Origin of the sequence: Williamsia muralis (assembly GCF_002735905.1) — a bacterium.
GTDB classification, from domain to species: domain Bacteria; phylum Actinomycetota; class Actinomycetes; order Mycobacteriales; family Mycobacteriaceae; genus Williamsia; species Williamsia muralis_A.
In genome coordinates this window covers 499219-515176 of record NZ_PEBD01000004.1, presented here as the reverse complement: position 1 = coordinate 515176, position 15958 = coordinate 499219, and the positions used below count along the sequence as shown (strand labels likewise).

General features: G+C 64.4%; 15 protein-coding genes. 5 read left to right on the top strand and 10 right to left on the bottom strand.

What is annotated here, in order from left to right; genetic code table 11:
- Positions 1–32 precede the first annotated feature (32 nt).
- Both CSW57_RS03095 and CSW57_RS03090 read left to right on the top strand, forming a co-directional pair.
- On the top strand, positions 33–1253 hold the full coding sequence (locus CSW57_RS03095) for a Rieske 2Fe-2S domain-containing protein (protein ID WP_099381396.1): 1221 nt from the start codon (positions 33–35) through the stop codon (positions 1251–1253).
- Between the two features lie 13 nt (positions 1254–1266).
- A complete protein-coding gene (locus CSW57_RS03090) occupies positions 1267–1626 on the top strand; it encodes a hypothetical protein (protein WP_099381395.1) in 360 nt (119 codons plus the stop codon).
- 70 nt (positions 1627–1696) lie between these two features.
- Here CSW57_RS03090 and CSW57_RS03085 read toward each other — a convergent pair whose 3' ends face one another.
- The 4 genes from CSW57_RS03085 to CSW57_RS03070 all read right to left on the bottom strand — a co-directional run bounded on the left by CSW57_RS03085 (position 1697) and on the right by CSW57_RS03070 (position 5572).
- The gene (locus tag CSW57_RS03085) at positions 1697–2611 is read right to left on the bottom strand and encodes a hypothetical protein (RefSeq protein ID WP_143696460.1); all 915 of its coding nucleotides are present in this window, start codon (positions 2609–2611) and stop codon (positions 1697–1699) included.
- Between the two features lie 119 nt (positions 2612–2730).
- Positions 2731–3807 (bottom strand): 4-hydroxy-2-oxovalerate aldolase, encoded by a 1077-nt coding sequence (dmpG, locus tag CSW57_RS03080; protein ID WP_099381393.1) that lies wholly within the window; start codon positions 3805–3807, stop codon positions 2731–2733.
- A gap of 1 nt (position 3808) precedes the next feature.
- A complete protein-coding gene (locus CSW57_RS03075) occupies positions 3809–4729 on the bottom strand; it encodes an acetaldehyde dehydrogenase (acetylating) (RefSeq protein ID WP_099381392.1) in 921 nt (306 codons plus the stop codon).
- A 54-nt stretch (positions 4730–4783) separates the two neighbouring features.
- Positions 4784–5572 carry a 2-keto-4-pentenoate hydratase gene (locus tag CSW57_RS03070; RefSeq protein WP_099381391.1) on the bottom strand — a complete coding sequence of 263 codons (789 nt, stop codon included), beginning with the start codon at positions 5570–5572 and terminating at the stop codon, positions 4784–4786.
- 147 nt (positions 5573–5719) lie between these two features.
- Here CSW57_RS03070 and kstD point away from each other — a divergent pair, with 147 nt between their 5' ends.
- Both kstD and CSW57_RS03060 read left to right on the top strand, forming a co-directional pair.
- The gene (kstD, locus tag CSW57_RS03065; RefSeq protein WP_223249007.1) at positions 5720–7459 is read left to right on the top strand and encodes a 3-oxosteroid 1-dehydrogenase; all 1740 of its coding nucleotides are present in this window, start codon (positions 5720–5722) and stop codon (positions 7457–7459) included.
- Positions 7459–8319, top strand: a complete 861-nt coding sequence (locus CSW57_RS03060; RefSeq protein WP_099381389.1) for a MaoC/PaaZ C-terminal domain-containing protein — start codon at positions 7459–7461, stop codon at positions 8317–8319. The genes kstD and CSW57_RS03060 overlap by 1 nt, the downstream gene beginning before the upstream one ends.
- Positions 8320–8425: 106 nt before the next feature.
- On the opposite strand, the gene CSW57_RS24760 is transcribed toward CSW57_RS03060, so the two are convergent.
- Positions 8426–8551, bottom strand: a complete 126-nt coding sequence (locus CSW57_RS24760; protein WP_255283862.1) for a hypothetical protein — start codon at positions 8549–8551, stop codon at positions 8426–8428.
- Positions 8552–8747: 196 nt separating this feature from the next.
- Here CSW57_RS24760 and CSW57_RS03050 point away from each other — a divergent pair, with 196 nt between their 5' ends.
- Positions 8748–10442: an MFS transporter gene (locus CSW57_RS03050; protein ID WP_099381388.1), complete on the top strand. Its 1695-nt coding sequence runs from the start codon at positions 8748–8750 to the stop codon at positions 10440–10442.
- A gap of 39 nt (positions 10443–10481) precedes the next feature.
- On the opposite strand, the gene CSW57_RS03045 is transcribed toward CSW57_RS03050, so the two are convergent.
- The 5 genes from CSW57_RS03045 to CSW57_RS03025 are packed head-to-tail and all read right to left on the bottom strand — an operon-like array spanning position 10482 to position 15957.
- Complete coding sequence (locus tag CSW57_RS03045) at positions 10482–12104, bottom strand: AMP-binding protein (protein WP_099381387.1); 1623 nt, start codon at positions 12102–12104, stop codon at positions 10482–10484.
- Positions 12105–12114: 10 nt separating this feature from the next.
- On the bottom strand, positions 12115–13290 hold the full coding sequence (locus CSW57_RS03040) for a lipid-transfer protein (RefSeq protein ID WP_099381386.1): 1176 nt from the start codon (positions 13288–13290) through the stop codon (positions 12115–12117).
- On the bottom strand, positions 13287–13757 hold the full coding sequence (locus tag CSW57_RS03035; RefSeq protein WP_223249006.1) for a MaoC family dehydratase: 471 nt from the start codon (positions 13755–13757) through the stop codon (positions 13287–13289). The genes CSW57_RS03040 and CSW57_RS03035 overlap by 4 nt, the downstream gene beginning before the upstream one ends.
- A complete protein-coding gene (locus CSW57_RS03030; RefSeq protein WP_099381384.1) occupies positions 13754–14788 on the bottom strand; it encodes a bifunctional MaoC family dehydratase N-terminal/OB-fold nucleic acid binding domain-containing protein in 1035 nt (344 codons plus the stop codon). The genes CSW57_RS03035 and CSW57_RS03030 overlap by 4 nt, the downstream gene beginning before the upstream one ends.
- Positions 14789–14793: 5 nt before the next feature.
- Positions 14794–15957, bottom strand: coding sequence for an acyl-CoA dehydrogenase family protein (locus CSW57_RS03025; RefSeq protein WP_031332047.1), 1164 nt, complete (start codon positions 15955–15957; stop codon positions 14794–14796).
- Between the last annotated feature and the right edge of the window lies 1 nt (position 15958).

Genomic DNA, 15958 nt, shown 5'->3' with positions numbered 1-15958 from the left:
CACAGCCGGCATCGATGAACTAGGGAGCAGACATGACGAGTACGGAGTCGGAGTTGGAGCAGGGGGCCCGCCTGACAGCGGTTGACACCAGCGCAGACGGTGGCGCGGTGCGCGAGATCGACACCGGCACGCCGCCGACCCGATTCGCACGCGGTTGGCACTGCCTCGGCCTTCTCGCCGACTTCGACGACGGCAAGCCCCATCCGGTCACCGTGTTCGGCACCAAACTGGTCGTCTGGGTCGCCGACGGCGAACTCAAGATCCTCGACGCGTACTGCCGGCACATGGGCGGCGACCTGTCACAGGGCTCGATCAAGGACGGCAACGTCGCCTGCCCGTTCCACGACTGGCGATGGAAGGCCAATGGACGTTGCGCCGGCGTCCCCTATGCCAAGCGGGCACCCAAACTGGCCAAGACCCGTTCATGGCCGGGCATGATCCGCAACGCGCAGATCTTCGTCTACAACGACCCCGAGGGCAACCCGCCCCCCGACGACGTGATCATCCCCGAGCTCGACGAATTGAACAGCGACCAGTGGACCGGCTGGACGTGGAACAAGATCGTCATCGAGGGTTCGAACTGTCGCGAGATCATCGACAACGTCGTCGACATGGCGCACTTCTTCTATGTGCACTACTCGTTGCCCGACTACTTCAAGAACGTTTTCGAAGGCGAGACCGCTGCGCAGTACATGAACTCGCATGGGCGTCCGGACGTCGACATCATGACGGCTTACGGCGACACCAAACTCGAGTCCATCGCCGCCTACTACGGTCCTGCCTACATGCTCAATCCGATGGTCCAGTATTACGGCGGCTATGCGATCGAGACGATCCTGACCAACTGCCACTACCCGATCGACAACAACTCGTTTGTCCTCATGTACGGCGTCATCGCGAAGATCCCCGAGGGACTCACCGCCGACCAGGCCGACAAGATGGCGACGAAGATCACCGCCGGTATCGAGGTGGGGTTCTTGCAAGACGTCGAGATCTGGAAGCACAAGAGCCGCATCGACAATCCGCTGCTGGTGGAAGAGGACGGTCCGGTCTACCAGCTGCGCCGCTGGTACGAACAGTTCTACGTCGACGTCGCCGACGTGACCGAGGAGATGACACAGCGCTACGAATACGAGATCGACACCACCAAGGCCGTCGAGAACTGGAACATCGAGGTGCAGGAGAACATTCGCCTCAAGGCCGAGCGCGAAGCCGCAAATGCCTCGACGCCCGAGACGGCTTCGGCCACGTGATCGCCGACCCGTCATGAGCATCAGTTGGTCGAAGGCTCCGGATCTCAGCAAGGATCCGGAGCGCGGCCCAGCGGTTCGGGAAGCGACGTCGAGAGACAAAGAGCACTACCTACGGGGTGGGCTGCGGGAGATCGAGTGCCGCACCTGCCACGCCTGCGTGATGGTGAAGAAGTACAGCCCCCACCACACGAGTGTCCAGTGGACAGCACAGGCACGAGAGCAATGTCCTGAACTCACCCGGATCCGGGCGGAAGGGGGAAACCCCGCAATGTTGCCGACATGCCCGCGGCTCTCGGCCAGCATCGATCACGGTGTCAGCGAAGGGATCATCCCCAAGGAATCACCCGATGTCGACCCGGACGGCTACTACTGACCCTGGCAACTCGTAGAAACAAGAACACCACTCGCGATCGATCGCGAGTGGTGTTCCTTTGTCGTGACCCTCACTGTCCGTACGGACCGGGCCTCTGATTGCCCGAACCGGGTGGGCCGTAGTACGGCCCGGGCGCTTGTCCGTAGCCCCCGGCCTGTCCGCCGGGAGTACCGAACTGTTGCGGCGGTGGACCGTAACCCTGCGGCTGACCATAGCCCGCTGTCTGCTGCGGTCCGGGCCGACTCCCCTTACCCGCCGCCAAGGCCAAATAGGTGGCGACGCCGGCGGCGATCAAGGTGATGAACGCGCCGAGGACCACAAGCCACAGTGCCCACCCCGCGTCCACCTCAGAGGTGTCGCCGGCATCGCCGTCGATGACAACACTGCCCGGGTCGGCGATGAACACAAGGGACACGATCACCGCTACCAGTCCCAGAACCGTCCCGGCGATGGCCGCTATCGCGGGATACCTGTTGATGATCAACGGAACAGCAGCACCGGCCAGCAGGAGCCCGATGATGATGGTGGCGATGCCCGGCGCACTGGTTTCGGCCTCTGCCTCGCTCTCGGCGTCGGCCACCTCACTCGAGTCGGCCGTGTTGTCGCCTGCGTCGATGGTCACCGAACCGAGGCCGCTGATCGACACGCTTCCCACACCGAAGTCCTGTGACGCCCAGGTGAAAAAGCTGAACAGCACGATCAGCAGACCGCCGACGGCGAGAGCGATGCCCGGGAACCTCACCCCGGAATTGGACGACCTGGGAGCGAGCAGTCGACCCGTGGCAGACGTCTGGCTCGGACCGGCGGCACCGAAGGCCGACTGATAACCGGATTGCTGAGGCGGATAGCCGGGCCCCGGTTGATGGACAGGTTGATAACCCCCGGGCTGGTACCCACCGGGCTGATGGCCACCGGGCGACTGACCACCGGGACCCCCAGGCGGCGGGAACCCACCGCTGTTTCCGGATGGCGGACCGTAGGTCATGTTCTCCCCCTGATCAGTGCATCACCGACGCGCGGACGCACGCTCGGACCCCGATCGTAGCGTCCGGTGTTCCCGGAGACCGGGGTCCGCGAGTCGGCGGCAACGCCGGCGGCGAACTCTCACACGCCGGCGTTCGCGTCCTGCTTCTTCTTGAGTTCCAAGGCGATGTCGATCAGTTGGTCTTCCTGGCCGCCGACGAGCTTTCGGCTGCCCGCCTCGATCAAGATCGCTGCGGCGGACACACCGTACTTCTCGGCGTGGCCCTCGGCGTGCTTGAGGAACGAGCTGTAACACCCGGCGTAGCCCATCATCATCGCGGGCCGGTCGACCAGGCATTCGGTGGGCATGACCGGCCGCACCACGTCCTGCGCCGCGTCGGCGATCTTCATGAAGTCGATGCCGGTGCTGATGCCCAGCTTGTCGCAGACCCCGACAAACGCCTCCACGGGCGTATTGCCGGCGCCGGCGCCGAAGCGGCGGACCGACCCATCAATCTGTTGTGCGCCAGCCCGAACGGCCGCAATGGAATTGGCGACCGCGATGTCGAGGTTCTCGTGCCCGTGGAAACCGATCTGAGCGTCGTCCCCCAGCTCTGCACGCACTGCCGACACGCGATCCGACACCTGCTCGAGCACCAATGCGCCGGCTGAATCCACCACGTACACACACTGACAACCCGCATCGGCCATGATCCGCGCCTGCTTCGCGAGCACCTCCGGAGGCTGGCTGTGCGACATCATCAAGAACCCGACGGTCTCGAGCCCCAGCTCACGCGCCAGCCCGAAATGCTGGATCGAGACATCGGCCTCGGTGCAATGTGTCGCGATACGACAGATCTGCGCACCGTTGTCCTGCGCCGCCCGGATGTCGTCCTTGATCCCCAGACCAGGCAACATCAGGAACGCGATCTTCGCTGTGGTGGCGGTCTCGACGGCGGCCTTGATGAGTTGCTGCTCAGGCGTTTTGGAAAACCCGTAGTTGAAGGACGAACCACCGAGTCCGTCACCGTGGGTCACCTCGATCACCGGGACACCCGCACCGTCGAGGGCGGCGACGATGTCACGCACCTCTTGCTCGGTGAACTGGTGACGCTTGTGATGGCTGCCGTCACGCAACGACGAATCAGTGATGCGAATGTCCAACGTATCGCTGTACTTTCGGGCATCTGCCATCAGATCTGCCGAGTTCGCGAACATATCAGACACCCACCTTTTCTGCCTTCTCGGCAAGCTTCTTCTTTGCGATCTCTTCGCCCACCTTGGTGGCGGCGGCGGTCATGATGTCGAGATTGCCCGCGTACGGCGGCAGGAAGTCACCGGCGCCTTCGACCTCCACGAAGATCGACACCCGGGCCATCCCACCGTTGACCACGCTGGGCGGGTCGAACTGCGGTTCCTGCAGCAGTCGGTAACCCGGCACATATTGCCGGATTTCCTTCTCGCGATCCAAGATCGCCTGAGCGATGGCGTCGGTGTCCGCATCCTCCGGAATCGCGCAGAAGATCGTGTCGCGCATGATCATCGGCGGATCGGCCGGGTTGAGGATGATGATCGCCTTACCCCGATCGGCGCCGCCGATCGTCTCGATTCCGCGCGATGTGGCACGCGTGAACTCATCGATGTTCGCGCGCGTTCCCGGTCCGGCGGACTCGGACGACACAGACGCCACGATCTCGGCGTACACCACCGGCACCACGGACGAGACGGCGTGGACCATCGGAATGGTCGCCTGGCCGCCGCAGGTGATCATGTTGGTGTTCGGTGCGTCGAGATGCTCCCGCAGGTTCGCCGGGGGAACCACGGCAGGGCCGATGGCGGCCGGGGTGAGGTCCACCGCGGTGATGCCGGCCGCCTCGTACTTCGGGGCGTACTCGCGGTGTACGTAGGCCGAGGTGGCCTCGAAGATGATGTCGGGCTTCTCCTCTGACGCCAGGAGTTCGTCAGCCCCGCCGGCCATCGTGATGAGCCCGTGGTCGGCCGCACGCTTCATGCCCTCGGAGTCCGCGTCGATACCCACCATCCAGCGTGGTTCGATCACCTCCGAACGCGCCAACTTGTACATCAGGTCGGTCCCGATGTTGCCCGAACCGATGATTGCTGCAGTGACCTTCTGTGCCACGGGTGGTGCTCCTAACCTCAGGTCTTGCCAAAGTTTGTGGTGATGTGTGCGGTGCTACGTGAAATCCAGGGTGACGCTGCCGAGTCCGGCGAACTGTGCGACGAAGTGGTCGCCCGACCGGATGTCGATCGCCCTGGTGGCGGTGCCCGGAAGGATGACGTCACCCTTGCGCAGGCGAACACCGAAGCTCTCGACCTTGCGCGCCAGCCAGGACACCGCGTTGAGCGGATGACCGAGCACCGCGCTCGAGTTGCCCTCGGCGATCAACTCCTCGTTGCGGTGCAAGGTGGCGTCGATGTTGCCGGTGTCGATGTCGGAGATGCGGACGCGCTGTTCGCCCAGCACCCAACCGCACGACGACGCGTTGTCGGCAATGGTGTCGGGAAGAGAGATCTTCCAGTCGCGGATGCGGCTGTCGATCAGTTCGATCGAGGGAACCACCCACTCGACCGCCGCGATCACGTCGTCGTTGGTGCAGCCCGCCCCGGGCAGATCAGCGCCGAGGATGAACCCGACCTCGACCTCGACACGGGGATAGCAGAACTTGGTGGCATCGATCGGGGTGTGCTCGTGATACTGCATCACGTCGAGCAGGTGACCGTAGTCCGGCTCGTCGACGCCCATCATCTTCTGCATCGCCTCAGACGCCAGGCCCACCTTGTGGCCGGCGACCGACGCACCCGCCTCGAGCCGCCTGCCGATGTTGATCAGCTGGATCTCGTAGGCGTCTGTGACGTCGAGATCCGGGTGGCTCACCACGGGTGGATCGATGGCGACCGCGGTCGCCTCGGCCCGGGCCAGATCGTCGGCGATACGCTGACGTTCCTGGTCGGAAACGGTCACTGGTGGCTCCTCCTGCAGTACTGGCTGGGCACTGGAACGTGTTTCTGTTTTGGGGCTGTCAGGCACTCGCCAATGCCTTCCAGGCTGGTATAGCCTGCCATGGACGTGAGTTTATAACGTGTTCTACCTAGAGGGTAGAGCTCGGCAATGCGCGAAGGGGCAATGATGAGCCGTTCGGAAGAGATTCCTGGGGACGAGATCTTCGATGTGATCGTCGTCGGCGCCGGTGGCGCCGGTATGAGTTCGGCCATCACGGCCGCCGCTCATGGCCTCGACACAGTGATCATCGAGAAGTCGCCGTACTGGGGTGGATCCACCTCCCGGTCGGGTGGAGGTGTCTGGATCCCGAACAATCAGGTGCTCAAGCGTGATGGCGTCAAGGACGATCCCGAGGCCGCACGCACCTATGTCCGCGCCATCGTGGGCGACGGTGTGGCACCCGAGCGCATCGACGCCTACATCGACCGCGGCCCCGAGGCGCTCGACTTCCTGAGCGAGCACGCGCCCCTCGAACTGGAGTGGGTCAAGAACTACTCCGACTACTACCCGGAGGCGCCGGGCGGCCGAGTGGGCGGGCGCTCCTGTGAGCCCAAGCCGTTCGACTCCCGCAAACTGGGTGACGACATCAAGACCCTGCACCCCCCGTACAGCAAATCCCCCTTGAACGTGGTGGTGATGCAGTCCGATTATCGCTGGCTGAGCACAGGACTGCGTCACTGGCGCGGGCCCCTGCGCGCGATCAAGGTCGCCACGCGGTTCGCCGTGGCCAAGCTGACCGGCAAACGACTGATCGCGATGGGCGCCGCCCTCACCGCGGAACTGCTCCTCGGAGTCCGCCAGGCCGGTATCCCGTTGCGCCTGAACACCGGACTCGTCGATCTGGTCACCGAAAACGGTCGCGTCGTCGGCGTGGTGGTGGAGACCGAGGGCAAGCAGAGAACCATCCGTGCCCGGCACGGCGTGGTGCTCGCGTGTGGTGGCTTCGAGCACAACGAGGAGATGCGCCACAAGTACCAGCGCGAACCCATCGGATCGCAGTGGACCACCGGCGCAGAGTCCAACACCGGCGACGGCATCAACGCCGGCCTGAAAATCGGTGCGGGCGTGAGCTTCATGGAAGATGCCTGGTGGGGTCCGACGATTCCGCTTCCCCGTGGGCCGTGGTTTGCCCTCTCCGAACGCGCACTCCCAGGCAGCTTCATGGTCAACGACCGCGGCGAACGCTTCATGAACGAGTCACTGCCCTACGTGGAAGCGGTGCACCGGATGTACGGGGGCGAGTTCGGCCAAGGCGAGGGGCCAGGAGAGAACCTGCCGTGCTGGCTGGTGTTCGACCAGACCTACCGCAATCGGTACATGTTCGCGTCGGTGTCGGGCCGTCAGCCGTTGCCCGGCAAGTGGTTCAAGTCCGGCGTGATCACCAAGGCCGGGAGTCTGGCCGAACTCGCGGAGAAGATCGGCGTGCCCGCCGACCGTCTGTCCCGGACCACCGAGCGGTTCAACGAGTTCGCGAAGAAGGGCGAGGACGAGGACTTCGGGCGCGGGGTGAGCCAGTACGACCACTACTACGGCGACATCACCAACAAGCCCAACCCCAGCCTGGGCCCCCTGAAGAAGGCGCCGTTCTACGCGGTGAAGATGGTGCCGGGCGACCTCGGGACCAAGGGCGGGATCAACACCGACGCGGCAGGCCGTGCTCTGCGCGCAGACGGGTCGATCATCGAGGGGCTCTACGCCGCGGGCAACACGAGTTCGCCGGTCATGGGCCACACCTATGCCGGACCAGGCGCCACCATCGGGCCCGCTATGGTCTTCGGATACCTTGCCGCACTGGACATCGCCGACAACGCTCAGCGGTCGCGTGCCGCCGGAGAGAGGGCCAGCTGATGCCCATCGATCCGTCGGTCGCACTCGGTGCCGAGGTCGGCCAGACCACATTCAGCTGGAACGCCTCCGACATCGCGCTCTACCACCTGGGCGTCGGCGCCGGAGCAGACCCGCTGGACGCGCACAGCCTTCGGTATCTGCACGATGCCGAACCGAAGGTGCTGCCCACGTTCGCTACCGTCGCCGCGAGCTTCCACGAGACCGAGCCGCCGAAGGTCTCCATGCCCGGCATCGAGATCGACCTTGCCGCAGTGGTTCACGGGTCGCAGGAGGTGACCGTGCACCGCCCCATCCCGCCTTCGGGTTCGGCCACCACACGTACCACCATCGCCGAACTCCAGGACAAGGGCTCGGCCGCGGTCATCGTTCAGGAGTCGACGACGATCGACGACGCCGGTGAGCCGCTGTGGACTGCGCGTTCGGCCATCTTCGCCAAGGGCGAAGGCGGATTCGGCGGCGAGCGTGGAAGCTCGGACAAGGTGGCCTATCCCGACCGCGAACCGGACCGGACGATCGAAGAGAAGACGCTCCCGCAGCAAGCGCTTCTCTACCGTCTCTGCGGCGACCGCAACCCGTTGCACTCGAGTCCGGAGTTCGCCGAGATGGCGGGCTTCCCCCGGCCGATCCTCCACGGGCTCTGCACGTACGGAACAGTGTGCCGCGCCGTCACGGACACGATGCTCGGCGGAGACGTGGACCAGATCGAGCAATACGCGGCGAAGTTCGCCGGTGTCGTCTTTCCGGGTGAGACGTTACGAATCAAGGTGTGGGAAGACGGATCTCGCCTTCTCATCGCCGCATCCGTGGCCGACCGCGACGATGCACCGGCCCTCGGGAACGTGGTGCTGACGAGGCGCTGACGGCCCATCTGCTGATCGCGGGCGGACTGCTGGACCGGTCCGCATCGCGATCGGCGGCCGGCACCGACAGCGCGGCGATACCGGCGACAAGAGTTGTAAAGCGTTGTCAGGCAGCGCTCATGAAGATGGCAACGAGCCCGACGATGACGGCGACGAGTGACGCCAGCATCGTGAGCACACGCCATGCGCGCAACTTGACCGCCGAGACGTCGTTGACCTGAGTTGAGGCCATCGGATTCCCTCTCATGTGGGTGTGGCCGGACCCGGCTGGGTCGGTCTGTACCAGCAAGCTCACTGTCGAGTTACCAGTGTTGTTAATGTGACATAAGAGACAGTCGATGCGTGTGTGCCACACCGAGGGATCGTGATAACGATTACACAACTCCAAGGTGTGTTTAGAACACGTTCCACTCGACTACTTTGAGTGGATGAAGACATCTGTGGGGGCGTCGCCGAACGATTCGGGAACAGACGAGAAGTTCGGACTCCGAACCGTCTGGCTGATCTTCGTGGTGTGCACCGCCGTCTCGATGGTTGTGGCTGCGATGGCCGCGTTGAACACCGCGATTCCCGAGATCGCTCCGGACATCGAGGCGACGTCGAACCAGCTGACCTGGCTCATCGACGGCTACACACTGACCTTGGCCGCCCTGCTGTTGCCTGCGGGTGCCCTGGGCGACCGATACGGCCGCCGTCTGGCTCTGGTCGGTGGTCTGATCATCTTCGCCATCGGCTCCCTCCTGCCAGTGTGGATCAGCGATCCGAATCTGTTCATCGCCTCGCGCTGTTTCACAGGTGTGGGTGCCGCCTTTGCGATGCCCGCGACGCTGTCGTTGATCACCTCCGGGGTGCCGGAGTCGAAACGACCACTGGCCGTCAGCATCTGGGCCGGCGTGGCCGGAATCGGGGCCATCGGCGGATTCTTCGTCACCGGGATATTGCTCGAGTTCTTCGACTGGCATTCGATCTTCATCGCGTTCGCGGTCGCAGCGGGAACCACCGCGGTTCTCTCGTGCACCATCCCGACATCTCGCGACTCCACCTCGAAACGCTTCGACCTGATCGGATCGATCAGCTCTGCGGCGGCCATCGCGCTCGTCGTGTTCGGTCTCATCGAGGCGCCACACCGCGGATGGGTCAACCCACTGGTCATCGCCGCGCTCGTCGGCGGTGTCGCCCTGATCGGGGTCTTCTGGATGCTCCAGACGAGGCGGGCCCAGCCATTGCTCGACGTCACGCTGTTCCGCAACCGGGCCTTCTCAGCCGGCGCCTTCAGCATCATGCTCCAGTTCCTGGTCGCCTTCGGCGTGTTCTTCGTCCTGCTGCAGCGGTTGCAACTGGTGTTCGGCTACTCCCCCCTGAAGTCGGCCGTCGCGATGTTCCCCCTCGTGGTGGTCGTGATGATCTTCTCGTTGTTGGGCAACTGGGTTGCTGTGAAGATCAATCTGCGTGCCATCCTCGCGGTCGGCACCTTCTTCATGGGCGTGGGCGTCATCATGCTGGGCGTCATCGACCACACCGAGTACTGGACGATCGCGGTGTCACTGGTCGTCATGGCGGCGGGTCTGGGCATCGCGACCGCGCCGTCCACCACCGGGATCATGGTGAACACCCCTGCCGACAACCAGGGAGTCGGCTCGGCGGTCAACGACACCGCCCGAGAACTGGGCTCGGCGCTCGGAATCGCCATCGCCGGCAGCTTGTTGGCCGCCGGCTACACGAGAGATGTTCAGCCGACCGCTGATTCGGCCCAAAATCAGCTGACCCAGGCCGCGAGCCAATTGCAGGCGGCGGGGCAGGCGGAACAGGCACAACAGGCGACCTCCGCCGCCGGTTCCATCAGCGAACACATCACGCGAACACTCGCCGAAGCCCTGCAGGTTGCGCAGGGCATCGCACCGCGCCAGCCCGAGCTCGCGGCACAGATCTCCGAGGGTGCAAGAGAAGCCTTCGTCGGACCGATGAACACCGCCTGCATCGTTCTCGGCTCGATCGGAATCGCCGGTGCGGTGCTGTTGGCAATGTTCACCCCGAGGGCGATGGGCGGGCAGGACGCCACGGTGGGCGAATTGCCCACCGCGCACCCAGCTGCCGCGAGTGCGGCCAAGTCGTCGACCGACTGACCGGGCCCGGGTCACCGGGCCACTCGTTGCCGCTGAGGACTAGACCGGCGTGCCCGTCGCGTCCAGCGCAGCCTGCTTGGCCCATCGGTAGTCCGCCTTGCCGGCCGGCGTGCGCTTGATCTCGTCCACCACCACCAGCAGTCGCGGGATCTTGTACCCGGCGAGCATCGTTCGGCAGTGGGCCTGGATCTCGTCGAGATCGGGCTCTGGAGCGTCTGGACGAATCGCGACGACCGCAGACACCTTCTGACCCATCCGCTCATCGGGTGCGGGAACAACCAGCGCGTCCGCGACAGAGGGGTGTGCGTGGAGGCATGCCTCGACCTCTTCGGCGAAGACCTTCTCGCCTCCGGTGTTGATGCACTGCGACCCGCGGCCCAGGAACACGATCGTCCCGTCGGCCTCCACCTGTCCCATGTCACCGAGCACCGCCAGACGCGTCCCGTCGGGCAGTGTCGGGAACGTACGTGCCGACTTCTCCTCATCCCGGTAGTAGCCGAGAGGGACCCTGCCGATGCGGGCGATCATGCCCACGTCGCCGGTACCGGGTTCGATCACGTTGAGCTTCTCGTCGACCACGGTCATCTTCGAGGTGGGCGGCATCGCCAGCGTGCCGTCCTCGCGGACTTCGAAGGCACCGTCGTTGCCGGTTTCCGACGCTCCGAAGTTGTCGCGCAGCAACAGGTCCGGCTTTGCGGCCAGCATCTTCTCCCGCACACCCACCGACCAGATCGCACCGCCGGAGGTGATGGAGAACAGCGTCGACATGTCGACCTCGTCCTTGAGCTTCTGCATCGCGTCGGCCAAGGGAGAACCCATGCCGTCCCCGACGATCAGCACCACATTGACCTTGTCGGCCTCGATCGACCGCACGACCTTCTCTGGATCGAAAGCACGCATCAGCACCAGTCTGGCGCCCAAGGTGAGAAAGGTGAACAGCGAGTACAGGGCTGCGCCGTGCATGAGTGGCGCCGCTATCAAGAAGGACAGACCGGGGAACTCCTTGGCTGCAGCGCCGATCTCGGCAAGGTCCTTACGGGGTTTGTCCTCGTAGGGATTGCCACCGGAGAGGGGCTTGTGAAAGAAGTCGTCGTGTCGCCACATGACGCCTTTGGGATATCCCGTTGTTCCGCCCGTGTAGAGGACCCACAGCTCGTCGCCGGTCCTGGGCTCGAAGTCACGCTCGTCCGATTGATCCGACGGATCGAACAACCGAACGTCGACGCCCGCGTCCGCGGCGGCCACCGACAGCTGTTCGGTGATCTCACCGATCACGAAGATCGTTCGCAACGTGGGGATTTGGCCGACGATTGTGGCGAGATTGTCCTGGTGCTCCGCTTCCTCGACCACGATCGCCACCGAATCGGAGTTCTCGAAGATGTAGAGCAGCTCCGCCGGCGTGTACCGGTAGTTGATGTTGATCGGAACGGCGCGGATCTTGATGACACCGAGGATGGTGGTCACGTGCTCCACGCTGTTCTTGAGGAACAACGAGACATGTTCGGCCGCACCGATACCGGCGGCGGTCAGCATGTGGGCCACCTTGTTCGATTCGACCTCGAGCTGTCGGTAGCTGTGGTCGACGCCTTCGTAGGTGAGCGCCACCGTGTCCGGAACCGCGTCCGCCACGGTCTCGAAGACATCCGCCAGATTGAACCCCATCGCGCAACTCCTAAGCTGTGAGTACCAAACCACTTGTGGGAACGCCAGTTCCGGCGGTGACGACGACCTTACTGGCACCGGGAACCTGATTGACCGACTTTCCGCGAAGCTGCCGTACGGCCTCGGCGATGCCGTTCATCCCGTGGATGTACGCCTCGCCGAGCTGGCCGCCGTGGGTGTTGAGAGGCAACCGTCCGCCGACCTCGAGCGCGCCGGGTTCGCGGACGAAGTCCTTTGCCTCTCCCCTGCCGCAGAAGCCCAGTTCTTCGAGCTGCATCAACGTGTACGGCGTGAAGTGGTCGTACAGGATCGCCAGGTCCATGTCGTCCGGACCGAGTCCGGACTGCTCCCACAGCTGCCTGCCGACCAGACCCATCTCGGGAAGACCGGCGAGCTCGTCACGGTAGTAGCTGGTCATGATGTATTGGTCGTTGCCACTCCCAGATGCCGCACCGGCGATGACGGCCGGCGGATGAGGCAGATCCTTGGCCCGCTCGGCCGAGACCACGACAAACGCCACGCCACCGTCGGATTCCTGACAGCAGTCGAGCAGATGCAGCGGCTCGGCGATGTACCGCGAGTTCTGGTGGTCCTCGAGGGTGATCGGCTTGCCATAGAAGAACGCGTTCGGGTTGACCGCTGCATGCTTGCGGTCCACCACCGAGATCCGGCCGAAATCCTCACTCGTGGCGCCGTACTCGTGCATGTATCGCTGAGCGACCATGGCGACGAACGCGGCAGGGGTGCTCAAACCGTGCGGGTAGCTGAACGCGTTGTCGGTGCCCGAGGAGTTGTCCTGGGCCACCAGCGAGGTGTTCACCTGCCCGAACCGCATCCCCGACCGTTCGTTGAACGCCCGGTAGGCGACAACGACATCGGCGACACCGGTGGCCACGGCCATGGCTGCCTGCTGCACCGTTGAGCAAGCCGCACCACCGCCGTAGTGGATACGCGAGAAATACTTCAGCTCGCCGATCCCGGCGGAACGCGCGACCGCGATCTCGGTGTTGGTGTCCATGGTGAACGAGACCAGGCCATCGACGTCGGAGGGTGCCAGACCTGCGTCGGCGATGGCCGCGGTGACCGCCTCGGCCGCCAGTCGCAACTCGCTGCGACCGGAGTTCTTCGAGAAGTCGGTGGCGCCGATTCCGGCAATCGCTGCGGCGCCGGACAATTGACCGCTCATCCGGCAACCCCCGCTCGGCTCGCTTCCGGCAGTGCGCCGGCGACGGTGCGATCCATCGCCAATGACACCTGCGAGGTGATGTGCTTACCCAGGCTGTCCGTCCCGACCACCTCGACGTTCACCAGACCGTCGGCGACCGAGGTGACGGTCCCGGTCAGCGTGAGGGTGTCGTAGGCGTACCAGGGCACGCCGAGGCGCAGTTTGATCGACCGGATCTGCGCTCGCTGACCGGCCCAATCGGTGATGTATCGCTGCACCAGACCGGTGTCGGTGAGGATGTTGACGAAGATGTCCTTCGACCCCTTCTGATGCGCGAGGTCGCGATCATGGTGCACGTCCTGAAAGTCCCTGGTGGCCAACGCGGTCGAGACCACGAAGGTCGGAGTGGCCTCGATTGTCAGTTCGGGGAGCGTGTCTCCCTCCTTGACGTCGGGGGGCGTGGCGGGCGGTACCACTTGTGTACTCACGACTGTTCTCCTGCTTTCGCGGGCTGCCAGGCATAGAGCGTCCATGCCTGGGTGACTCCGTCCTCACCTGCCGGGAAGTCGATGAACTCCACCTGTACCGGGTAACCCACCTCGACCTGCGCCGGGTCGACCCCACGGAGTTCTCCGAGCATCCGCACCCCCTCGTCGAGTTCGACGAGCGCGATCACAAACGGCACGCGTCGCCCGGGCACCCGTGGTGCATGGTGGACCACGTAGCTGTAGACGGTGCCCCGGCCCGACGACACCACGTAGTCGGTGGTCTCGCCCGTGGGCTTCCACAATGCAGGCACCGGTGGGTGTTGCAGAGATCCATCGGCACGCTGCTGGATTCGGAGTTCGTGCGCACGCACGCCGTCCCAGAAGAACAGTGTGTCGAGGGATGGTGTGGGCCGCATCATCTTCGCCGGATCGAAGTCGTCTGTGTTCGACCCGAGCGACGAGATGACCTCGCCCGCAGCCTGTTCGGGCGCCGGAGTCTCTGCTGACGGCGACTTCTCGGCGGGCCGGAACTTGAGGATCCGGAAGTCCATCTCGGCCACCACTTCGTCGCCGACCTTCCAGATGTTCTTGGTGGTAAAGAACCAGCCTTCGCCCAGCGCGGTCTGCTTGGGGCCGACGACGTCGGTCAGCGCAGCTTCGATGGTGACGTGCTCACCCGGCCTGGTGTATCGGTGGTAGGTCGAGTCACAGTTGGTCGCGACCACCGACGAGTAACCCGCCTGATCGAGTATCTCGGTGACCTGGCCGAGTGGATCGTCCTCGGCGCGCACGCCTCCGAGGCCACGCATCGTCCACACCTGGGCCATTGCCGGTGGTGCGACAACGCCGTCGTGGCCGGCCGCACGGGCCGCTGCGTCGTCGGAGTAGATGGGGTTGGTGTCGCCGAGCGCCTCGGTCCAGTTGTTGATCATCGGGGTGTTGATCGGATCGCGACCTGAGATGGGCGCACTGGTACCGGCAGCGCGGACCGCGTCGGTGGCCGCGATGATCGCGGCCGCATCAGATGTCATCGTGTTCAACGCTTTCCACGCGGAAGTCCGAGACCCGCGGTCGCGATCATCTCCCGCATCACCTCGTTCACGCCGCCACCGAAGGTGATGACGACGTTGCGCTTGGACTGCACGTCGAACCACTCGGCGAGCTCGGCGGTCGCGGGATCCGAGAAGTCGCCGTGTCGGCCGAGCACTTCGTCGATCAAGCGGTGGACGCGCTGGAGTCGTTCGGTGGCAAAGACTTTGGTTGCTGCGGCGTCGGCCATGGAGATCGAGTCACCGCCGGAGGCGACCTGCCAGTTGAGCAGTTCGTTGATCCGGTAGTAGGCGTGGAGCTCGGCCAGCGCCCGCTTGACGTCGGTGTGTTTGCCCGGAACCGTGCCATCGGGCCCTGGCCGGCCGGCCCAGTCGGTGATGCGGGCCAGCAAACCGTCGAGTCGTCCGGCCGGCCCCAACATGACCCGTTCGTGGTTCAACTGGGTGGTGATCAACCGCCAGCCGCCGTTGACCTCACCGACCACCATGCTCGCGGGCGCCCGCACATCGGAGTAATACGTGGCGTTGACGTGGTGGGCGTGGTCGGCGGTGATGATCGGGGTCCAGCTGTAGCCGGGATCCTTCGTGTCGACGATGATCATCGAGATGCCCTTGTGTTTGGGAGCATCTTTGTCGGTGCGGCATGCCAGCCACACGTAATCGGCGTCATGCCCGCCGGTGGTGAAGATCTTCTGGCCGTTGATGACGTACTCGTCACCCTCCAGCACCGCTGTGGTCTTGAGTGACGCCAGGTCGGTGCCGGCGTCGGGTTCGGTGTAGCCGATGGCGAAGTGCACCTCACCGGCCAGGATGTCGGGGAGAAAACGCTGCTTCTGCTCGTCGGTCCCGTACACCTGCAGCGTCGGGCCGACGGTCTGCAAGGTGACCGCAGGCAACGGCACGTCCGCCCGAGCGGCCTCGTTGACGAAGATCTGTTGTTCTATCTGACCGAAGCCCCTGCCGCCGTACTCCTTTGGCCATCCGACGCCGAGCCACCCATCTTTGCCCATCTGGCGGATCACCTTGCGGTACGTGGGCCCGTGCCGTTCGGTGAGCATGGTGACCGCATCCTCGGGCGAGATGAGGTTCGAGAAATACTCGCGCAATTCCATTTTCAGCGCGTGCTGCTCGGGGGTGAGATCGATGAACATT

Coding starts and splice junctions, on each gene's coding strand:
- CSW57_RS03095 (WP_099381396.1), top strand. CDS start 33: ATGACGAGTACGGAGTCGGAGTTGGAGCAGGGGGCCCGCCTGACAGCG.
- CSW57_RS03090 (WP_099381395.1), top strand. CDS start 1,267: ATGAGCATCAGTTGGTCGAAGGCTCCGGATCTCAGCAAGGATCCGGAG.
- CSW57_RS03085 (WP_143696460.1), bottom strand. CDS start 2,611: ATGACCTACGGTCCGCCATCCGGAAACAGCGGTGGGTTCCCGCCGCCT.
- dmpG (WP_099381393.1), bottom strand. CDS start 3,807: ATGTTCGCGAACTCGGCAGATCTGATGGCAGATGCCCGAAAGTACAGC.
- kstD (WP_223249007.1), top strand. CDS start 5,720: ATGCGCGAAGGGGCAATGATGAGCCGTTCGGAAGAGATTCCTGGGGAC.
- CSW57_RS03060 (WP_099381389.1), top strand. CDS start 7,459: ATGCCCATCGATCCGTCGGTCGCACTCGGTGCCGAGGTCGGCCAGACC.
- CSW57_RS24760 (WP_255283862.1), bottom strand. CDS start 8,551: ATGGCCTCAACTCAGGTCAACGACGTCTCGGCGGTCAAGTTGCGCGCA.
- CSW57_RS03050 (WP_099381388.1), top strand. CDS start 8,748: ATGAAGACATCTGTGGGGGCGTCGCCGAACGATTCGGGAACAGACGAG.
- CSW57_RS03045 (WP_099381387.1), bottom strand. CDS start 12,104: ATGGGGTTCAATCTGGCGGATGTCTTCGAGACCGTGGCGGACGCGGTT.
- CSW57_RS03040 (WP_099381386.1), bottom strand. CDS start 13,290: ATGAGCGGTCAATTGTCCGGCGCCGCAGCGATTGCCGGAATCGGCGCC.
- CSW57_RS03030 (WP_099381384.1), bottom strand. CDS start 14,788: ATGACATCTGATGCGGCCGCGATCATCGCGGCCACCGACGCGGTCCGC.
- CSW57_RS03025 (WP_031332047.1), bottom strand. CDS start 15,957: ATGTTCATCGATCTCACCCCCGAGCAGCACGCGCTGAAAATGGAATTG.